This is a genomic window from Natronolimnohabitans innermongolicus JCM 12255, from assembly GCF_000337215.1.
GTDB classification, from domain to species: Archaea; Halobacteriota; Halobacteria; order Halobacteriales; family Natrialbaceae; genus Natronolimnohabitans; species Natronolimnohabitans innermongolicus.
Genome location: NZ_AOHZ01000030.1, coordinates 35,345 through 53,838, shown reverse-complemented (window position 1 = coordinate 53,838; position 18,494 = coordinate 35,345). Strand labels below are relative to the sequence as shown.

Genomic DNA, 18,494 nt, shown 5'->3' with positions numbered 1-18,494 from the left:
TTGCTGACGGGTGGTGCACCGACCGACATCGATTTTGATCCGACGGCGAACGGTCGACACGGTCGAACGGCTCGAGATCGTCACCGTATTATCGTTCGTGTTGGTGATCGCCCTGCTGATCGCGCTGCTGTACACCGCAACGCGGAGGTGACGCTCCGCCTCGACGCATCCGGACGTCGTACGCGGCTGTCACGGTGACCGAAGACAGAGTACGGTGACTCTGCTATCGTGGGCGCTGGGGATCGCCACGTCCTCCCCAGCCGATTGCGGTCCTCGCTTCCTCGCGGCGCGACGCGCCGCGTTCGTCCGCTGCGGTTCTCATCCCTCGCGTGATGGTATCGGCCGCCCTCGCAGTTGCTCGGCCGGCCGACAGCACGCGCCACGGCACGGTGTCATTCTAAACTCGCATACGCCGAGCAACGCGAGGCGTTTTGCTACGAGAGCGCGAGCGCTCTCGGCATCACGAAAGAGCGCAAGCGCTCTTTCGAACGACACCGACGGTGAGGCCGAAGGCCGATCCGTCGGCCTTTTGGCATCATCAGAACCGCGTACGGTTCTGATTGGCAGTCAGAACGCGACGCGTTCTGACGGCATCAACGGGTTTTGCCAGCGCGGGACCGGAGGTCCCGCGAGCCGTGAGAACGGGCGCTACGCGCCCGTGAGCAGACGGGGGTTGAGCTGGCGTCGTAGACGCCAGCTGATGCCCCCGGGAAAAGAGGTTGGTTAGTAGGACCGCGGCATCCCGAGTTCGTGTTCGCCCAGGAAGTTCTTGACCATCTCGTTGGTGATCGGCACCGTCTGGAGCAGCCGGGCGTTCGCCCAGAGACCGAAGATCTCGTAGTCGGCGGAGAAGCCGCTGCCCCCGTGGGTCTGGAGAGCCCGGTCGGCGGCGTAGGTCGCGGCCTCGCTCGAGCGCAGTTTCGCCATGTTCGCTTCGGCGCTGGCGTCCTCGCCGTTGTCCCACTTCCAGGCGGCCTTGTACATCATCTCGCGGGCGCACATGACCTCCGAGTAGGCGTCGGCGATCGGGTGTTGAATCGCCTGGTGGCCGCCGATCTTCTGGCCGAACACCGACCGATCGTTCGCATACTCGACGGCGAGGTCGGTCGCGCGCAGCCCGGCGCCGACGGCGCTCGCGGCGCCGCCGATGCGCTCGGTGTTCAGCGTGTCCCACAGCAGGTAGAGCCCGCCGTCCTCGCTCCCGAGAATCCGGTCCTCGTGGAGCCGCAGGTCGTCGATATCGACCTGATACTGGGTCTCGAACCACGGCACCTCGACCTCGAGGGGCGTCAGCGAGATGGCGTCCTGCTCGGCGGGGTTGGGCACGAGAAACAGCGTGATACCGTGGGTCGGGTTGCTCGGGTCGTACTCGCTGGTGCGGGTCACGAGCAGCATCTCGTCGGCGTTCTCGACGCCGCTGATCCACATCTTCTGGCCGTCCAGGATGAACTCGTCTCCCTCGCGCTCGGCGATCGTATCGATGTTCAGCAGGTTCGTCCCCGCACTGGCCTCCGTCAGTCCCATCGCGAAGCGCATCTCGCCGTTCGCGATCGCCGGCAGGATCCGCTCTTTTTGCGCTTCGGTGCCGTGGCGCTGGACGCTGATCCCGCCGAAGACGGGCGTGAGAACGAAGATGACGCCCCCCTGTCCGCCGCCGCGAGAGAGCTCTTCGATCACCATCGACATCTCGAGCATCCCGAGGCCGGCGCCGCCGTACTCCTCGTCGATCGTGACGCCGAGCCAGCCGTCTCGAGCGAGGTCGTCCCAGTACTCCTCCGGGAACGTCTTGTTCTCGACGTGTTCTCGCCAGTAGCCGTGGTCGTAGTCGGCGGCGATCTCACGCACGCTGTTGCGGATCAGCTCGTGTTCCTCGGTTTCACCGTAGTCCATGACAGATCGTCGCTAGGGACGTGCAATATTGTTATGGTTAACCATGACATGAAACGGAAACTGCGTTCAACTCGAGCAACTGGCCGAACGGTTTTGACACTTGCTACCAATAATCTCCCTATGCAACGGGATATCCGACGGCACGACGGAGCCGGGGTGAGCGCATGAAGGTCACTCTCGACGCCACGCCGGACGAGGAGACTGCCCGCGCGATCGCGACCGCGCTGTCGGAACACCTCGGACGTTCGGTCGAACTGGTCACCGACGGCGGGGAATCGATCGCGTCCGCCGGCGAGGGGAGCTGGGAGGATGCGGTCGTCACCGACCGCGAGCAGGAACTGCGCGAGGAGGTCGAGTCGATCCTCTCGGGTGGCCCCGAACGCGGCCACGAGAAGATCGAGGAGCTGGGAAAGGTGTTCGTCCGCGATCGGCTGGATATGATCTTCGACGAAATCGAGTACGAGGACGGTACGTTCGCCCGCCACGACGCGGACGGCGAGCTGCCGGCCGACGGGATGATCACGGGCGTCGGGACGATCCGCGGCCGGACCGTCTTCTTCGCGGCCAACGACTACACGGTCAAGGCGGGCTCGCTCGGACAGATGGGCGTCGAAAAGGAGATTCGGCTGGCCGAGCGCGCCGCGGAGGCCGGCGCGCCGATCCTCCGGCTGATCGACTCGACGGGCGCGCGGCTGAACCTGGACGACCGAGAGCCCGGCGACACCCACATGGACCGCTACCGCGGCGGGAAGATGTTCTACAATCAGTGTATCCACTCCGGGCAGGTGCCCCAGATCGGCGTCCTCTACGGCCCCAACATCGCGGGCTCGGCGTACACGCCCGTCTTCTGTGACTACCTGATCATGGTCGAGGAGATCAGCGGGATGGCCATCGCCAGCCCGCGGGTCGTCGAGGCCGTGACCGGCGAGGAGACGACGATGCAGGAACTCGGCGGTCCCGAGATCCACGCCACCCAGTCCGGCAGCGCGGATCTCGTCGTCGAGAACGAACGCGAGGCCGCCGACTCGGTCCGGGAGCTGTTCGGCTTTCTCCCGCAGCGCCACGACGCGCCGCTGCCGACGCGGGAGCCCGCCCCGCCGGGAGCCAATCCGAAGGGACTCGACGCGATCATCCCGGAGGAGCCAAACGCCGCCTACGACGTCCACGACGTCATCGCCCGGCTGGTCGACGACGACTCCTGGTTCGAGCTCAAACCCGACTTCGCACCGGAGCTGGTCACCGGGTTCGGCCGCATCGATGGCCGACCGGTCGGCGTCGTCGCCAACCAGCCCGCGGTCAAAAGCGGCGCGATCTTCCCCGACTCCGCGGAGAAGGGGGCCGACTTCGTCTGGAAGTGCGACGCCTTCGGCATCCCGCTGGTCTACCTCTGTGACACGCCGGGCTACATGGTCGGCTCGGCCGTCGAGCGCGAGGGAGTCCTCCAGAAGGGCCGGAAGTTCATCTACGCGACCTCGAACGCGCAGGTGCCGAAGATCTGTACGATCACGCGCAAGGCCTACGGCGCGGGGATCTACGGGATGGCCGGCCCCTCCTTCGATCCCGACGCCACCCTCGCACTCCCCAGCGCGGAGATCTCCGTGATGGGGCCCGACGCCGCGATCAACGCCCTGTTCGCCGACCAGCTCGAGGACATGGATCCGGAGACGGCTGAGGGGTTCGAGGAGAGCATGCGGGCGGAGTACGAGAAACAGATCGATATTCGCGCCCAGGCCGGGAAGATGCAGGTCGACGAACTGCTGCCCGCTGGCGACCTCCGCGATCAGCTGGCGGCACGCCTGCGCACGTTGCAAAACAAGCGCCGCACCGAGCGGGATCGGTACCACGGGACGGTGCTGTTCTGATCACGCGTCGTCGACTCACATCGGGGTCGGCGCCAGCAACTGCCCGCCGTCGACCGCGTAGTACGACCCCGTCACGTACGCTGCGGCCGGACTCGAGAGAAAGAGCGCGACGGAGACGCAGTCTGCAGGCGTCCCGAGCCGGTCTGCCGCGAGGTCGTCCTCGATCACTCGTTCGGCGACGGCCTCGCCCATCACCTCCATGACGCCCTCGGTTCGGATCACACCTGGCGCGACGGTGTTCGCACGGATTCCGTACTCGGCCCACTCCGCGGCGATCGTTTGCATCAGGTTGTGGACGCCGGCTTTTCCCGCACCCGAGTGGGCGTGGTAGGGCGCGCCTCGAACGGAGTTCGTCGCCCCCATCGAGATGATCGCGCCGCCGTCCTCGCGCTCGATCATGTGCTCGCCCGCGGCGAACGTGCAGTTGGCGGTGCCGTCGAGAATCGTCCCGACGACGGAGCGCCAGCCGTTCGCCGAGAGGGTTTCGGCGGGCGAGAGGAAGTTCGCGCCCGCGTTGTTGACGAGGATCGAGAGGTCGCCCAGTTCCTCGAGGACGGTCTCGACCATCGCGTCGACCGCGTCCGGCTCCCGGACGTCGACGGTCGTCGCGCAGGCGTCGACGCCTTTCGACTCGATCTCCTCGGCCACGGGCTCGAGGTGCTCCATCGACCGACTCGCGATCGCCACGTCCGCGCCGTGGTCGGCGTAGGCCAGCGCAAGCGCCTTGCCGATCCCCGTCCCGCCGCCGGTTATCAGCGCCGTCTCGCCGGTCAAGAGGTCGTCGGCGAAGACGTCCGTGCTGGGTGGCGTCTCGCCGAAACTCATCGGCCGTCCTCCAGTCCGATGATTTCGCGGGCCTCGTCGGGCGTCGCGGGCTCGCGGCCCACCCCTCGCGCGAGGTCGGCGGCCGCCTCGACGAGTTCGGCGTTGCCGTCGGCCATCTCGCCGTTCGGCAGGTAGAAGTTGTCCTCGAGGCCGACTCGGACGTTTCCGCCCATCGCGAGCGCCGCCGAGACCAGCGGCCACTGATCCCGGCTGATGCCGATCACCTGCCACGGCGCGTCGTCTGGCAACTGGCGGACCTGGTGGGCCAGGTTCTCCACCGTCGCCGGAATCCCGCCGAGGACGCCCATGATTAGACTCACCGTGTACGGTGGGGAGAGGACGCCCTCCTCGAACAGCGGCGTCGCGTTGTTGATGTGGCCGGTGTCGAAACACTCGAGTTCGGGCGCGACGCCGGCCTCGTTCATCCCCGAAACCAGGTCGTGGATCTCCGAGAAGGGGTTCTCGAACACCATATCGAAGACGAACTCCTCGCGGGAGTTCGAGTACTTCGCGTAGTTCATCGAGCCCATGTTGAGCGCGGCGATCTCGGGCTGGACCGCCTGAACGTACTCGAGGCGGTTCTCGAGGGGTTCGTCCAGCGCCCCGGTCGAGAAGTTGATGATGATGTCGGTCCGCTCGCGAACCTCGTCGGAGATCTCCTGGTAGGTCTCGGTCGAAAACGTCGGCGCGCCGTTTTCGGTGCGCGCGTGGATGTGCGCGACGGCGGCGCCGGCCTCGCGGGCGGCGGCCGCGTCTTCCGCGATCTCCTCCGGAGTGTAGGGGATCGCCTCGCACTGGTCGCGGGTCGTGAGCGCGCCGGTCAGCGCCGCCGAGATGATCGGTTTCGCCGGGTGGTTCCCCTTGGTCGACTCCTGTCGGTCGTACAGTTCGATGGTCATGGTCGTGGATCTGCCGCGTCGATCGCCACAGCGTGTCGGTTTCGTGGCTGTACTCGCGATGCCGTTCTGGTCGACGTCGTCACCGCGTTCTTTCGGGGTTTCATCGTCACCGCACCCTCCAGTCCGGTTCTTCGTCCATCAGCCGCGCGTTCAACCCTTCCTCGGTGTCCTCGCTCATCACCAACAGCGCGAACATCTCCCGCAGGTAGGCCAGCGACTCCGCGAAGTCCATCCCCTGCTGGTGGTAGTAGGCTTCCTTGCCCATCGAGATCATCGTCGGACTGCTGTTCGCCAGTGTGTCGACCAGGTCGTCGAGTTCCTCGTCGAACGCCTCGGCCGGGACCAGTTCGCTCACCAGCCCCAGTTCGTCGGCCGTCGCCGCGTCGAACTTCTCGCCGGTAAACAGCAGCTTGAGCCCCTTCTTTTCGTGTACGGTGCGCATGATCGGGGCCATCGCTTGCATCGGGAACAGCCCGCTCTCCTTCTCGGGGGTGCCGAACGTCGCGTCGTCGGCCGCGACGACGATATCGGCCGCCGTCGCCACGCCCATCCCGCCTGCCAGACAGTAGCCCTCGACCGCGGCGACGACGAGCGCGTCGGTCTCGCGCATCGAACGCATCAGCACCGAAATCGACGAGAGCTGATCGCGGTACGCCTGGGGGCCAGCGTCGACGAGTTGGGCCATCTCGGTGAGGTCACCACCCGAGCAGAACGTACCCTCGGCGCCGCGAACGACGACGACCCGCGCCGGCCCCTCGTCGGCCGCCTCGAGCGCGTCGTACAGTCCGGACATGACGTTCTCGTTGAGCGCGTTGTGCCGATCCGGGCGGTCGATCGTCGCCCGGATCACCACCTCGTCGTCGCTGACCGAGACCGAGAGATCCTCGTTCGAGCGGGCGTCAGCGTCGATCATCGGACACCTCGAGCCGGGAACTCGTCGATCGATCGACCCCTCCGATTCCCTCGGCCGGGACCAGTTCGTCAGTGGCGCACGGATCGTCCATAAGTACGTGCGTGTTATTGCCAACCAGGAACGTAAGTGTACAGCAAAACAACTCGTTTGGTCTCGCTTGGAGTTGGTCGGACGATCGAACCCGGAAGGTCGACTATTCGACCAGCGTCCGAAGCGTCTCCTCGAGCGCGCTCGCGGCTTTTCGGACCTGCTCGACGCGGACGTACTCTCGGGGTGCGTGAGCGACAGCGCCCGTCTCGTCGGCGAGCACGCCGGGGCCGAAGACGACCGTCGGCGCGTCCGCCGCGAAGTAGGAGGCCTCCGTCGCAGCGGTGAAGGGACGTACCGCACCCCCCGAGGCGCTCGAGAGAATCTCGACGATTTCGGCGTCGGGGTCGGTGTCCCAGGCCTCGAGGAACGGCGTCGGCCGGTCGGTAAAGCGAAAGTCGACGCCGACGTCGTCTGGCACCGCCCGCGCCAGTCGGTCGGTCAGCGCCGCGTGGAACTCGTCGGCCGTCTCGGGCGGGACGCTCCGGCGGTCGACCGTCAGCGCGCAGTCGGCAGGTACCTGATTCGTCGCCGCCCCGCCCTCGACGACCGTCGGCGTCAGCGTCGCCGCGCCGAGTTGCAGATGCGCGGGCGGCGCGTCATCGCGCTCGTCGAAGGTACGGATCGCGGAGAGAACGGACTCGAGCGCCGCGACCGCGTTGCTTCCCGTCTCGGGTTCGGCCGCGTGGGCGTTCGCCCCCTCGAGGTGGATCGTTCCCTGAAAGCGCCCCTTCGCGGCCGTACAGACGTCGAGATCCGTGGGCTCGCCGACGATCACGGCGTCGGCGTCTCGCGTGGGTGAGTTCTCGCCGGTGACGAGTTCGTACGCGCCGATCGAGAGCACCTCCTCGTCGGGCGTGATCGCGAGCGTGACGCGGCCGTCGGTCGGTTCGACGGCGAAGAACGCGGCTAAGAGCGCGGCCAGCGGCCCCTTGGCGTCACAGGAGCCGCGGCCGCGGATCACGTCGTCTGCGGCGCCGTCGGCGGAGCCGAAGTCGGAATCGGCGTCAGCGCCAGCGTCGGCGTCGCCCGCCACCGGACCGGTCGCGTCCCGCTCGAAGGGGACGTGGGGCGAGACGGTGTCGATGTGAGTGTTCAACACGACGTGCGTCTCGGCGTCGGCCGGCCCGCGGGTCGCGACGACGTTGCCCGCCTCGTCGACGCGCGCCTCGACGCCGCGACTTTCGAGGGTTTCACGGAGAAAGCCTCGCATCGGTTCGACGTCCTCGTGGGAGGGATATTGAACCGCCGTCTCGAGGAAGGCGATGGGGTCGAACCCGTCGCCGGCGTTGGCCGCTGGGGAAGTCGCCGTCGCGTCGGCGTCGTCTCCGTTCACGGCTACAGTTCGGTCGGCGACTCGACGGCCACTTCGCCGTCGAACTCGTGTTCGACGGGACCGGTGAGCGTCGCGTTTCCGCGATCGTTGAAGCTCACCAGCAACTCGCCGCCCGGCGGGTTGACGGAGACCGGATCGGCGTCGGTCAGCCCGAGCCGTCGGGCGACGACGGCGATGGCGACCGCGCCGGTGCCACAGGAGTCGGTCTCGGCCTCGACGCCGCGCTCGTAGCTGCGCTGGTCGAAGCCGCCGTCGCCGTCGGGGCTGGCGATCGTGACGTTCGTCCCCGCGGGGAACTCGTCGCCGTAGCGGATCGGCGGCGCGACCGTCGCGAGGTCGACGTCGTCGACGTCGTCGACGAACGCGACCGCGTGGGGGACGCCCGTGTTGACCATCGTAACCTCGAGGCCGTCGATCTCTTCCTCGAAGACCGGTTCGTCGGCCCTGACGGGGACTTCCTCGGGGTCGAAGGTGGGCGTCCCCATCTCGATGGTGATTTCGTCACCCTCGCGGTCCGCGCGGAGGGTGCCGGCTTGCGTGTCGATCATGACGCTGTCGCTGCCGGTTTTCTTCATGGCCCAGTCGGCCGCACAGCGCGCGCCGTTACCGCACATCGGGGCCGTCGCGCCGTCGGGCTGGACGAGGGTCATGATGACGCGGGGCGGGCGGAACCGTTCTTCGAGGGCGAGATAGAGGATGCCGTCGGCACCGACGCCGTCCTCGCGGTCGCACTCGCGCTCGGCGAGCGCGCCGCGGTCGGGGACGTATTCGTCCGCGTGGATGATCAGGAAGTCGTTGCCGGTGCCGTGGTATTTTTGGAATGGAACGCTCATCGTGCTATCGAGTGTCGTAGTCGTTATGTGCTTCTCGGTCCGCATCAGTGTTCCCGTCCGCGTCTCCGTCCGCCGACCGGGATCGGTTCGTCTCGGGTCGCGTCACGTCGTCGAACGTCTCGCGTCGGCGCGCGAGCCGCGCCGTGTCACCGTCGTCCGAAGCGCGTCGGGTCTCGCTCTCGAGGACGACCGACGCGGGCCGGGGCCGTGAGTTGTACTGGTTCGCCATCTCGTAGCCGTACGCCCCGGCGTTGCCGATCGCGAGGACGTCTCCGCGCTCGCTCGCGGGGAGGTCGCGGTCCGAACAGAAGACGTCCCCGCTCTCGCAGATCGGGCCGGCGATCGTCTGCGGGACCGTCTCTCGGACCGATTCACCCGCATCGCCCTCGAGGGCGGCCGTCAGGTTCCGAATCGGGTGGTAGGCGTCGTACATCGCGGGCCGCAGGAGCGTCGTCATGCCGGCGTCGACGCCGACCGCGAGGGTGTCGCGGGCCTCCTTGACCGTGTTGACGTCCGTCAGCAGGACGCCCGCGTCGGCGACGAAGTAGCGGCCGGGTTCGACCGTCAGCCGCGCGTCGACCTCGCCGAGCGCGTCGCGGGTCGCCTCGGCGACCGCCTCGAGGTCGAGCGGCTCTTTGTCCTCGCGGTAGGGGACGCCGAAGCCGCCGCCGACGTCGACGAACTCGAGGCCGCCGATTTCGCTCTCGACGGAGCGGGCGAGGTCGCCCATCCGCGAGACGAACTCCCGGTGGTCGTCCAGCTGGTCGCTCGAGACGCCCGAGCCGACGTGGGCGTGGATCCCGACGACGTCGAAGCCGCGCTCGGCGGCGTCCGCGAGCACGTCGACGGCACGCTCGGCGGGCACGCCGAACTTCGCGGCCGCGCCGGTCTGGACCTTCTCGTGGTGGCCCGCGCCGATGCCGGGGTTGACGCGGAGACAGAGCCGCCCGTCGTAGCCGCGTTCCTCGAGTCGGTCGATCGTGTCCTCGGCGCCGACGGTGATCGTCAGGTCGGGATACGCTTCCCACGCGTCGACGACCCAGTCCAGGTCCCGCGCGGGCGGGTTGACCGCGGTGTAGTGGACGTCGGCGCCCGATTCGCTGGCTTCCAGTGCGCGTTTGACTTCGCCCGCAGAGGCGCACTCGAGGCCCGCGCCCTCCTCGGAGAGCGCCTCGAGGACGTCGCTCAACGCGTTGGCCTTCACCGCGTAGAGGATCTCCGCGTCGGGAAACGCCGATTCGAGGCGACGGTAGTTCTCGCGTACGCGCTCGAGATCGAGGACGTACAGCGGCGACCCGTAGTCGTCGACGAGCTCCTGGAGGGCGGCCGCGTCCCAGTCACTGAGACGGCGAACGGCCGGCGACTCCGCGAGTTCGGTCATTGGTCGTTCGTAGTGAGCGTGAGAATTCAAGGGTTTGGATTCGAGCTCTCGTTTACTCGAGTTCACGCTCTTCTATCGCGATCCGGCCGTCCGTTACGTCGTCGAACGACTTGTCTGAGGAGATAATGGCGTCCTCGTCCGCGTAGGCGACGTGGTATGCATCGAACGCAGTCAGCCCGTCTTGTTCCATGTAGTCCGCTGCCTGGAACAGAACGTCCTCGTCTTCGGGGACCGTCGCGATCTCGAGCGCGTAGGTGAGCGCTTCCATCTGATCGAACTCGAACCGCTCCGAGATCAAGAGCAACTCGAGCAGCGTCGCTCGTGAGGTGTAGATCTCACCCTCGTTCTCGAGTGCGACCTTCGCTGCCCGGTCCTGCAACCAGTCGTCGTCTTTTACCAGCGCGATAAAGAAGTCCGTGTCGGCGTAGATCATCGAGTCCTACTCCGTTACGTTGTCGACGGCGTTGTCTCGAGCGACGTCGCGTGACTCTCGCTTGATCTCCTCGATGGATGTCTCATCGAAGGCGTCGCCGACGGCATCCCGGAGTCCCTGAATGGGGTCATCTTTTAGCGGGATCAGTTCGACTCGATCCTCAAGTTCGACGACACGATATCGGTCGCCGTGTTTCTCACGGATCTCGCGGGGGATGACGATTCGACCGCGGTCGTCCGCCTCGGCCGTTTTACTCATCGTGTTCACAGTAGTGCGGGAATCGATAAAAAGTCTCCCACGGAAATCGAAGAAATCCCCGGTCGGTTACGGTCGAATCCGTTTCACGAAGTCGACCGCTCTATTCGCGAAGCGCGTCCTCGCGCTCGGTTGCCTCGAGCGTCTCCGTCTCCAGATCCGTCGCCACGACGGCGGGCTTGTAGGCGCCGCCCTCGAAGAGGTCGTGGTCGCTGATCGAGGACTCAACGAAGCGGGTGAACGCGCGGCGGTTCGCCGGCAGTTCGCCGTAGACGACTTCCTCCTCGACGAGGTCGTAGACGGGAATTCGGGGCGTCAGGAGGGTGTTCTCGCCGACGACGCTGTTCTCGCCGACGACGAAGCCGCTGGTGACGCGACAGCCGGCGCCAAGCGAGACGTTGTCCTCGACGATCACGGGGGCGTTTTCGACCGGCTCGAGCACGCCGCCGATGAGCGTGTTGGCGCCGAGTTTGACGTTTTCGCCGATCTGGGCGCAGGAGCCGACGGTGTCACAGGAGTCGACGAGCGTGCCGTCGCCGACGTGGGCGCCGATGTTGACGAACGCGGGGCTCATGAGGATGCAGTCCGAGCCGATGTGGGCGCCCTGGCGGACGACCGTCCCGTCGGGCGTGTTGCGGCTCCCGCGGTCGCCGTACTCGCCCGAGTCGGCGAGCGGCAGGACGTCGTTGTACGTCGTCCCGCCGTGTTCGTACTGCTGGATCGATCGGAGGCCGAAGTTGAGCAGGATGCCCTGCTTGACCCACTCGTTTGCCTCCCAGGTGTCGCCCTGTTTCTCGGCGGCGCGAACCTCGCCGGCCTCGAGGGCGTCGAGGAACTCCTCGAGGGTGGCGTAGGCGTCCTCGCCGGCCGAGTCGGCGTCGATCTCGTCGTTCTGGTACCGGTCCCACAGCGTCGAAACGTCGCTCTGCAGTGCGCTCATTGTCCGATCACGTCCGTAAAGTCGTAGCGACCCGCCTTCTGTCCAGCGATCCAGACCGCCGCGTCGACGGCGCCGGCGGCGAAAACGCCGCGGTCCTCGGCGCGGTGGGTGAGCCGAACTTCCTCGTGGTTGCCCGCGAGGAGAATCTCGTGTTCGCCCGTCACGTCGCCCGCGCGGAGCGCATGGACGCCGATCTCGGGCCCCTCGCGGGGCTGGTCGCCCTCGCGGCCGTGGGTTCGCTCGGTGAACTCGCCGTTGGCTTCGATCTCGTCGAGCAGTCGGTTCGCGGTTCCACTCGGCGCGTCGCGTTTGCCGTTGTGGTGGGTCTCGACCAGTTCGACGTCGTAGCCGGGCAGGTTCCGGACGGCCTCGCCGACGACGTTGACCAGCGCCTGCACGCCGCGGGCGAAGTTCGGCGCGTGCAAGAGCGGAATCTCGTCGGCGGCGGCCTCCAGAGACTCGAGTTGGTCGTCGTCGAAGCCCGTCGTCCCGGTGACGAAGGCGACGTCGGCGTCGACGCAGGCCTCGGCGTAGCCGAGAGCCGACTCGGGGCCGGTGAAGTCGATCACGACCGTCGGGTCGCGCTCGACGACCAGCGAGTCGAACTCGGCGGCGGGTTCGATCTCGACACCGTCGACGGCCTCGCCGTCGGGCTCGCGGTTGACCGCGAACGCGACCTCACAGTCGTCGTGATCGGCGACCGCGGCGATCACTTCCTGGCCCATGCGACCCGTCGCACCGGTGACGCCGATCCCGACCGTCATCGATCACCCTCCACCGCGGCCTCGGGTTCGGAGTCGCCGCCGTCGCCGCCCGCAGGCGACTCGTTCTCGAGGTCCTCGAGGACGGCTGCGAGGTCGTCGCGGTACTCGTCGGCGAGCCGGGAAAGCGGCGAGCGCAGCCGGGCCGGGCCGTAGCCGCGGATCTCCATGGCCTCCTTGACCGGGATCGGGTTGGTTTCGACGAAGAGGTGGCGGTAGAGCGGCCCGAGCGTATGATGAATGTTTCGCGCACGCGTATAGTCGCCGTCGAGCGCGGCGCCGACCATCGCGCAGGTCAGTTCGGGTTCGATGTTCGCACAGACGCTGATCGTGCCGGTGCCGCCGACCGAGAGGATCGGAAGGGTAAGCGCGTCGTCGCCCGAAAGGACCGCGAAGTCCTCGTCGATCGTCCGCTCGGCGATCTCACCGATCTGGCCGAGGTCGCCGCTCGCGGCCTTGAAGCCCGCGATGTTTTCGTGGGCGGCGAGTTCGACGACGGTGTCGGGTTCGATGTTCCGGCCCGTCCGCGAGGGGACGTTGTAGACGATCTGGGGAACGTCGACGGCGTCGGCGATCGTCTCGTAGTGGTCGATCAGCCCGCGCTGTTCGGGCTTGTTGTAGTACGGCGAGATGAGCAGGAGGCCGTCGGCGCCGGCGTCGGCGGCCCGCTCGGAGAGTTCGAGCGCCTCGCGGGTGTTGTTCGAGCCCGTGCCCGCGATGACCGGGACGTCCTCGACGGCGTCGATGACCGCCTCGACGACCTGGACGTGTTCGTCGTGGGTCAGCGTCGCCGATTCGCCGGTCGAACCGACGGGCACGAGCCCGTCGACGCCTGCCTTCTCGAGTCGCTGGGCGTCGGCCTGCAGCGTTTCGAAGTCGATTCGTTCGTCCTCGTCGAACGGCGTGCACATCGCGGGGAAGACGCCGCTGAAGTCGATGTTGGATGTCATGTGTGTGTCGGTGTCCGTGGTGTGGTAGTCGCGTACCGCGTACTTGCGTGTGACTGTCGCATTTCGACTCGAGTGCAGTCGCGGCGACCTCGAGTCAGTCGCGCCCGAATCGCACCCGAGACGGGGACGCTACGCCCGCCTCGAGCGCTGCTTACGGGCGTTTTTTAGGAAAGGGAACCGCACTCGCTCCGCTGCTGTCGACACTGACCGTGGCGGGAGCGGAGCGACGCATAGGCGAACACTCAGCGGGAACGGACTTATGGATTTCGCTCTTCGGTGGCCCTCTCCGAGGAACACGATATATACACGCGTTGACACGCCTGTCGTTACGGAGCCGTCTCTACTCGTTCCGGGGTCGCGGCGGCTGGCGATTCTAAAATGATTGGTATCCCCTGTCACGATGGACGAATATCCCGCTGAATTTATACATGGTGACGACTTACCCCCGCCTATGACAGACTTCGGACTGAAAGTGCGGATGTTCATCGTCGGTTCGATGCTGGCGGCGCTGTACCTGTTCGTCGGGGCTGTCGGGTTGGCGTTCCTCGGCACGGGCGCGTGGCCGATCGTCTTGCTGTTGCTGGTCACGTTCCCGTTCATCCAGTATAAGATCGGGACCTGGGCCGCCACCCGTGGCGCCGAGGAGATGCCCGAGAGCGGCCAGTACGCGGATATCCACCGGATGACCGAATCGCTCTCCCGCGACATGGGCATCGACAAGCCCAAGCTGATGGTCCAGCAGATGGGCGTCCCGAACGCCTTCGCGACCGGCCGGAAAGGCAACGGCGTCGTCGTCGTCAGCGAGGAACTCATCCGACTGCTCGACCGCGACGAACTCGAGGGCGTCGTCGCCCACGAGCTCGCCCACATCAAGAACCGCGACGTCCTCATGATGACGGTCGGCAGCTCCATCGGGATGATGGTCGGCTACGCCGTCTACTTCGTCTACGTCTTCGCCGGCGAGGACAACCCCGGTGGCTTCATCGTCGGGATGGTGCTCTCGATGATCGCCCAGATGCTCGTGACGGTGCTCGTGATGGCCATCTCGCGGTACCGCGAGTACGTCGCCGACGACGACGCCCGCCAGTACATCGGCAGCGGCGACCCGCTCGCCCGCGCCCTCGAGAAGATTTCCCAGGGCGCCGAGAACCGCGAGTCGACCATCGACGACGGGCAGGCTGCGCTCTGTATCTTCAATTCCGAGCGCGGACTGCTCGAGACGGTGTTCGCGACCCACCCGCCGACGGAAAAGCGCATCGAGAAACTCCGCAGCTAGAACGGATACAATCCGTTCCACGACGTTCCGGTCCGTTTCGATCTTTTTCACGGGTTCACACGGCCAGCGTCGTCACCGTCCTCCCGTCAGTTTCGGATCCGCCCGTCGCGCGATGCGGGTCGCGACTCGTTCGGAAACGAGCACGGTAACCGACGCGATTTTTTACCGGCGGCCGCCACAATCTAGCACGTGACCGAAATTCACCCCGGCCAGCGCGTCGCCGTCCTCGTCGACGCCCAGAACCTCTACCATACGGCACAGAGCCTCCACAGCCGAAACATCGACTACTCCGCGCTGCTCGACAAAGCGGTTCAGGACCGCCAGCTCACCCGCGCGATCGCGTACGTGATCCGCGCGGACTCACCCGAAGAAGAGAGCTTCTTCGAAGCGCTGGTCGACATCGGCTTCGAGCCGAAGATCAAGGATATCAAGACGTTCGCCGACGGCTCGAAAAAGGCCGACTGGGACGTCGGAATGAGTCTGGACGCAGTGACGCTCGCGAACCACATCGATACGCTCGTGCTCTGTACGGGCGACGGCGACTTCTCGCGGCTCTGCTCGCACCTGCGCCACGAGGGCGTCCGCGTCGAGGTGATGGCCTTCGAGTCTTCGACCGCCGAGGAACTGATCACGGCCGCCGACTCGTTTCTCGATCTGGGCGAGCGACCCGAAACGTTCCTTCTGTAGGCGGCTATCGTCGCTGCGTCGCCGTTGTGACGTCGCTGCGACGCTCGCTCTCGAGCGCGCTCGAGCGCCCGCGGAGACTCGCGGTTGCAATCGCGTCGAGCGTCGGCGTCAGAAGCGGTTCGGACTTCGGCTCCGCGAGAGGCCGATCAACAGCGCGTAGCCGGTAACAGCCAGCGTCGCACCCGTGAGGAGATACGCGACCGGACCGGAAACGATGGTTGCCGGCCCCGCGAGCGTCATGGCACCGAGTACCAGCAAGGCGACCCCGAGGGTGATTTGCGTGACGTCCATTCGGTAGCGTCACTACCGAATCGAGCACCATAACGTTCGCTATCTCGTTGCTGTGATCAGTTTTGATAGTTAGCCGACCGTGAGCGTCGATCGCCGCGAGACCGCGGTCGAGGTCGAAGGGCTTTCGACCGGCCGCGCGAAAGGGCGGGCAATGAGCGACGCTGGCGACGCGAACGGGGACGGGAGTCGAGGCGAAACCGAGAGTGCGGACGGGGAACGGACTGCGAGCGACAGCGGACGGACGAATACTGGGCAGGCCGGACTCCCACAGCTACGGGTCATCGCTGACTACCAGTTCGGTGCCGGCGCGGGCGAGGCGCTGTTCCCGTCCGGGGAATCGCTGCGGGTCAAACGAACCACGTCCGGTCGCCCCGAGCAGATTCACGCCGACGCTGGCCGGATCGTCTCGTTTGGCACCGACGGCCGGTTTACGCTCGGCCTCGAGGGCGGCCGTCGACTCCACGACGTTCTTTCGCACCCGGCGTACAGGGTCGTCGTCGACGACGAGAGCGAGCCGTTCGTCCGCGACGAGAAGAACGTCTTCGCGAAGTTCGTCCTCGAGGCGGGCGAGGAAATCCGGCCGGGCGACGAGGTTCTGGTGGTCCACGAGCGCGGCGAACTGATCGCGGTCGGGACGGCCCAGCTCGCGGCCGAGGCCATCGCTGACTTCGAGACGGGGATGGCGGTGAACGTCCGCGAGGGGGCGTCCGCCGAGAACTGAGCGGACCGGCGTCGCACTTCGACCATTCAATCCCACCGTCGTCATCCGCTTTGGTTCGTTCGGGACTCCGAACGGGACGAATTTCCGACTCAGAAACTCACGATACACTTTTATGTATTCGATATCACAACTATCGCGTACAGTTCGAGCCACAAACACATCCCCTCCACCGGGCTCGACTCCCCTCCAACCATGTCCCCCGAAACGCTCTCCCTCGAGTACGCCCTCGCAGTGCTCAACGTCCTCGGGTTACCGGCGCTGTTCGTCGTCTTCGTGATGAAAGGCGCCCTCGTCGGGAAGATCTTTCCGACGAGCGTCTTCCTCTCGGGGTACGTCGCCATCACCACGCCGACGTACGTCGGTGCCATCACGATCATCGTGCTCGTCACGGTCGCCCACGTGATCGGGCAGTTCGTCGTCTACACCGGCAGCAGACGGTACGGCGAGCAGATCGTCTCGTCGATCCCGTACGTCGACCTCGATCCCTCGTCGGATCGATTCCAGCGCGTCGACGACTGGTTTACCCGCTACGGCGGGGTGGCCGTCTTCGGGACGAACGTGATCCCCTGGAGTCGCGGCCTGATCGCGATTCCGGCCGGCGTGAGCTCGTATCCGCGCCGACGCTATCTCGTCCACGTCGGTACGTCGACGCTGCTGTACCACACGGTCTACGTCGCCGTTCCGCTGCTCGGCCTCGCGATGCTGGCGTGAGCGCCGGCGGCGGGTCGGCGACCCAGACCGCAGGGTAAAAGGTTGCCGGGAGCGACGTGTCGCGTATGTTTGGAGGAGGCGGCGGCGGACTGAATCCGCGCAAGATGGAACAGATGATGCAACAGATGGGAATCGACGTCGAGGACATCGACGCCGAGGAGGTAATCATCCGAACCGACGAGTACGACCTCGTCTTCAACGACGCCGAAGTCACGAAGATGGACGCTCGCGGCCAGGAAACCTACCAGGTCATCGGCTCTCCGGAACAGGTCGAAGCCGGTTCGGCCGGCGCGTCCGGCGCCGGCGACGCGGACGCCGGCAGTGCGATCCCCGACGACGACGTCGAACTCGTCGCGACCCGCGCCGGCGTCAGCGAGGACGAGGCCCGCGCGGCCCTCGAGGACGTCGACGGCGACCTCGCCGCGGCGGTCGAATCCCTCGAGTGACGTGAGCGACGATTCCGATTCCGATCCGTCCGGTGAGACGGCGGACGTGGACGCAGGTACTGATACTGACACGGACACGAACACGAACACGACGACAGAGACCGACGCAGCCGCGGACGAAGCCACGGCTGACGACCGCGTCCCCGTCCTGCTCGTTCGAGGCGACCGGGAGTTCCTGATCGAACCCGGCGCGGAGCAGGGGACGGACCTGGGCGTCCTCGAGGTTCCCGAGGACGTCCAGCCCGGCGACACCGTCGAAACTCACCTGGGCGAGGCGTTTCAGGTGCGACGGCTCCGCGGTCCGGATCTGTTCCACCAGTTCGAGCGCACGGGCGCGCCGATGGTCCCCCGCGACGTCGGCCTCGTGATCGGCGAGACCGGCGTCTCGCAGGGCGATCGCGTGCTCGATACGGGGACCGGAACCGGCGTCCTCGCGGCCTCGATGGCCCGCGCTGGCGCCGACGTCGTCTCCTACGAGCGCGATCCGGAGTTCGCGGACGTCGCCCGCGAGAACATGGAGCTGGGCGGCGTCGAGGACGCCGTCGACGTCCGGACGGGCGATCTGGCGACGATCCTCGAGGACGGCGGCCTCGAGAGTGAGACCGGCGACGGGACCGACCTCGAGCCGTCCTCGTTCGACGTCCTCACGCTCGATACGGGGGACGCGGCCGATATCGTCGAGTACGCGCCCGAACTGCTGGTCGACGGCGGTTTCGTCGCGGTCTACAGCCCGTTCATCGAGTCGACTCGCGAGGTCGTCGAAACGGCTCGTGCGGTCGACCTCTCGAACGTTCGCACGCGCGAAACGATCCAGCGAGAGATGCAGTTCGACGACCGCGGCTCGCGTCCGTCGACGGCGCCGGTCGGCCACACCGGGTACCTCACACTCGCCCGAAACGTCTGATCGGACGAACCGCCGCTCGGCTAGGTCGTAAGTGTGTGACGCACCCTCGCGAAACCGCCGAGATCGGATTGTAAACAGCCTCTTACTGAAAAA

General features: G+C 66.5%; 21 protein-coding genes. 8 read left to right on the top strand and 13 right to left on the bottom strand.

Features of this window, described 5'->3' with window-relative positions:
• Positions 1–13 precede the first annotated feature (13 nt).
• Complete coding sequence (locus C493_RS22985) at positions 14–151, top strand: hypothetical protein (RefSeq protein WP_161606882.1); 138 nt, start codon at positions 14–16, stop codon at positions 149–151.
• Positions 152–723: 572 nt separating this feature from the next.
• Here C493_RS22985 and C493_RS05320 read toward each other — a convergent pair.
• The gene (locus tag C493_RS05320) at positions 724–1,890 is read right to left on the bottom strand and encodes an acyl-CoA dehydrogenase family protein (RefSeq protein WP_007258384.1); all 1,167 of its coding nucleotides are present in this window, start codon (positions 1,888–1,890) and stop codon (positions 724–726) included.
• Between the two features lie 164 nt (positions 1,891–2,054).
• On the opposite strand from C493_RS05320, the gene C493_RS05315 reads away from it, so the two are divergent.
• Positions 2,055–3,752, top strand: a complete 1,698-nt coding sequence (locus tag C493_RS05315; RefSeq protein ID WP_007258383.1) for an acyl-CoA carboxylase subunit beta — start codon at positions 2,055–2,057, stop codon at positions 3,750–3,752.
• 15 nt (positions 3,753–3,767) lie between these two features.
• On the opposite strand, the gene C493_RS05310 is transcribed toward C493_RS05315, so the two are convergent.
• The 11 genes from C493_RS05310 to dapA form a co-directional block, all read right to left on the bottom strand.
• A complete protein-coding gene (locus C493_RS05310) occupies positions 3,768–4,577 on the bottom strand; it encodes an SDR family oxidoreductase (protein ID WP_007258382.1) in 810 nt (269 codons plus the stop codon).
• Positions 4,574–5,476 (bottom strand): BKACE family enzyme, encoded by a 903-nt coding sequence (locus C493_RS05305; protein WP_007258381.1) that lies wholly within the window; start codon positions 5,474–5,476, stop codon positions 4,574–4,576. Before C493_RS05305 ends, C493_RS05310 begins: the two co-directional genes overlap by 4 nt.
• Positions 5,477–5,582: 106 nt before the next feature.
• On the bottom strand, positions 5,583–6,389 hold the full coding sequence (locus tag C493_RS05300) for an enoyl-CoA hydratase/isomerase family protein (RefSeq protein WP_007258380.1): 807 nt from the start codon (positions 6,387–6,389) through the stop codon (positions 5,583–5,585).
• Between the two features lie 193 nt (positions 6,390–6,582).
• Positions 6,583–7,812: a M20 family metallopeptidase gene (locus C493_RS05295; protein WP_007258379.1), complete on the bottom strand. Its 1,230-nt coding sequence runs from the start codon at positions 7,810–7,812 to the stop codon at positions 6,583–6,585.
• Between the two features lie 2 nt (positions 7,813–7,814).
• Complete coding sequence (dapF, locus tag C493_RS05290; RefSeq protein ID WP_007258378.1) at positions 7,815–8,645, bottom strand: diaminopimelate epimerase; 831 nt, start codon at positions 8,643–8,645, stop codon at positions 7,815–7,817.
• A gap of 4 nt (positions 8,646–8,649) precedes the next feature.
• Positions 8,650–10,026 carry a diaminopimelate decarboxylase gene (gene lysA / locus C493_RS05285; RefSeq protein WP_007258377.1) on the bottom strand — a complete coding sequence of 459 codons (1,377 nt, stop codon included), beginning with the start codon at positions 10,024–10,026 and terminating at the stop codon, positions 8,650–8,652.
• 52 nt (positions 10,027–10,078) lie between these two features.
• Positions 10,079–10,459, bottom strand: a complete 381-nt coding sequence (locus tag C493_RS05280) for a type II toxin-antitoxin system VapC family toxin (protein ID WP_007258376.1) — start codon at positions 10,457–10,459, stop codon at positions 10,079–10,081.
• Positions 10,460–10,465: 6 nt separating this feature from the next.
• Positions 10,466–10,717 (bottom strand): AbrB/MazE/SpoVT family DNA-binding domain-containing protein, encoded by a 252-nt coding sequence (locus tag C493_RS05275; RefSeq protein WP_007258375.1) that lies wholly within the window; start codon positions 10,715–10,717, stop codon positions 10,466–10,468.
• Positions 10,718–10,817: 100 nt separating this feature from the next.
• Positions 10,818–11,654 (bottom strand): 2,3,4,5-tetrahydropyridine-2,6-dicarboxylate N-succinyltransferase, encoded by an 837-nt coding sequence (locus tag C493_RS05270; RefSeq protein WP_007258374.1) that lies wholly within the window; start codon positions 11,652–11,654, stop codon positions 10,818–10,820.
• The gene (dapB, locus tag C493_RS05265) at positions 11,651–12,418 is read right to left on the bottom strand and encodes a 4-hydroxy-tetrahydrodipicolinate reductase (protein ID WP_007258373.1); all 768 of its coding nucleotides are present in this window, start codon (positions 12,416–12,418) and stop codon (positions 11,651–11,653) included. Before dapB ends, C493_RS05270 begins: the two co-directional genes overlap by 4 nt.
• Entirely contained in the window at positions 12,415–13,365 is a 951-nt protein-coding gene (gene dapA / locus C493_RS05260; protein ID WP_007258372.1) for a 4-hydroxy-tetrahydrodipicolinate synthase, read from the bottom strand. Before dapA ends, dapB begins: the two co-directional genes overlap by 4 nt.
• A gap of 451 nt (positions 13,366–13,816) precedes the next feature.
• Between dapA and C493_RS05255 the strand changes: the two genes are divergently transcribed.
• Both C493_RS05255 and C493_RS05250 read left to right on the top strand, forming a co-directional pair.
• Positions 13,817–14,641: a M48 family metallopeptidase gene (locus tag C493_RS05255; RefSeq protein ID WP_007258371.1), complete on the top strand. Its 825-nt coding sequence runs from the start codon at positions 13,817–13,819 to the stop codon at positions 14,639–14,641.
• Between the two features lie 189 nt (positions 14,642–14,830).
• Positions 14,831–15,328: a LabA-like NYN domain-containing protein gene (locus C493_RS05250; protein ID WP_007258370.1), complete on the top strand. Its 498-nt coding sequence runs from the start codon at positions 14,831–14,833 to the stop codon at positions 15,326–15,328.
• A 108-nt stretch (positions 15,329–15,436) separates the two neighbouring features.
• Here the strand turns inward: C493_RS05250 and C493_RS05245 are convergent, their stop codons facing one another.
• The gene (locus C493_RS05245; protein ID WP_007258369.1) at positions 15,437–15,619 is read right to left on the bottom strand and encodes a hypothetical protein; all 183 of its coding nucleotides are present in this window, start codon (positions 15,617–15,619) and stop codon (positions 15,437–15,439) included.
• A gap of 151 nt (positions 15,620–15,770) precedes the next feature.
• On the opposite strand from C493_RS05245, the gene C493_RS05240 reads away from it, so the two are divergent.
• The 4 genes from C493_RS05240 to C493_RS05225 all read left to right on the top strand — a co-directional run bounded on the left by C493_RS05240 (position 15,771) and on the right by C493_RS05225 (position 18,401).
• Positions 15,771–16,340 (top strand): PUA domain-containing protein, encoded by a 570-nt coding sequence (locus C493_RS05240; protein ID WP_152421101.1) that lies wholly within the window; start codon positions 15,771–15,773, stop codon positions 16,338–16,340.
• A 192-nt stretch (positions 16,341–16,532) separates the two neighbouring features.
• Entirely contained in the window at positions 16,533–17,051 is a 519-nt protein-coding gene (locus C493_RS05235; RefSeq protein WP_007258367.1) for a DedA family protein, read from the top strand.
• 65 nt (positions 17,052–17,116) lie between these two features.
• Positions 17,117–17,497 carry a nascent polypeptide-associated complex protein gene (locus C493_RS05230; protein WP_049889147.1) on the top strand — a complete coding sequence of 127 codons (381 nt, stop codon included), beginning with the start codon at positions 17,117–17,119 and terminating at the stop codon, positions 17,495–17,497.
• A 148-nt stretch (positions 17,498–17,645) separates the two neighbouring features.
• A complete protein-coding gene (locus tag C493_RS05225; RefSeq protein WP_394295407.1) occupies positions 17,646–18,401 on the top strand; it encodes a 50S ribosomal protein L11 methyltransferase in 756 nt (251 codons plus the stop codon).
• Positions 18,402–18,494: the final 93 nt, after the last annotated feature.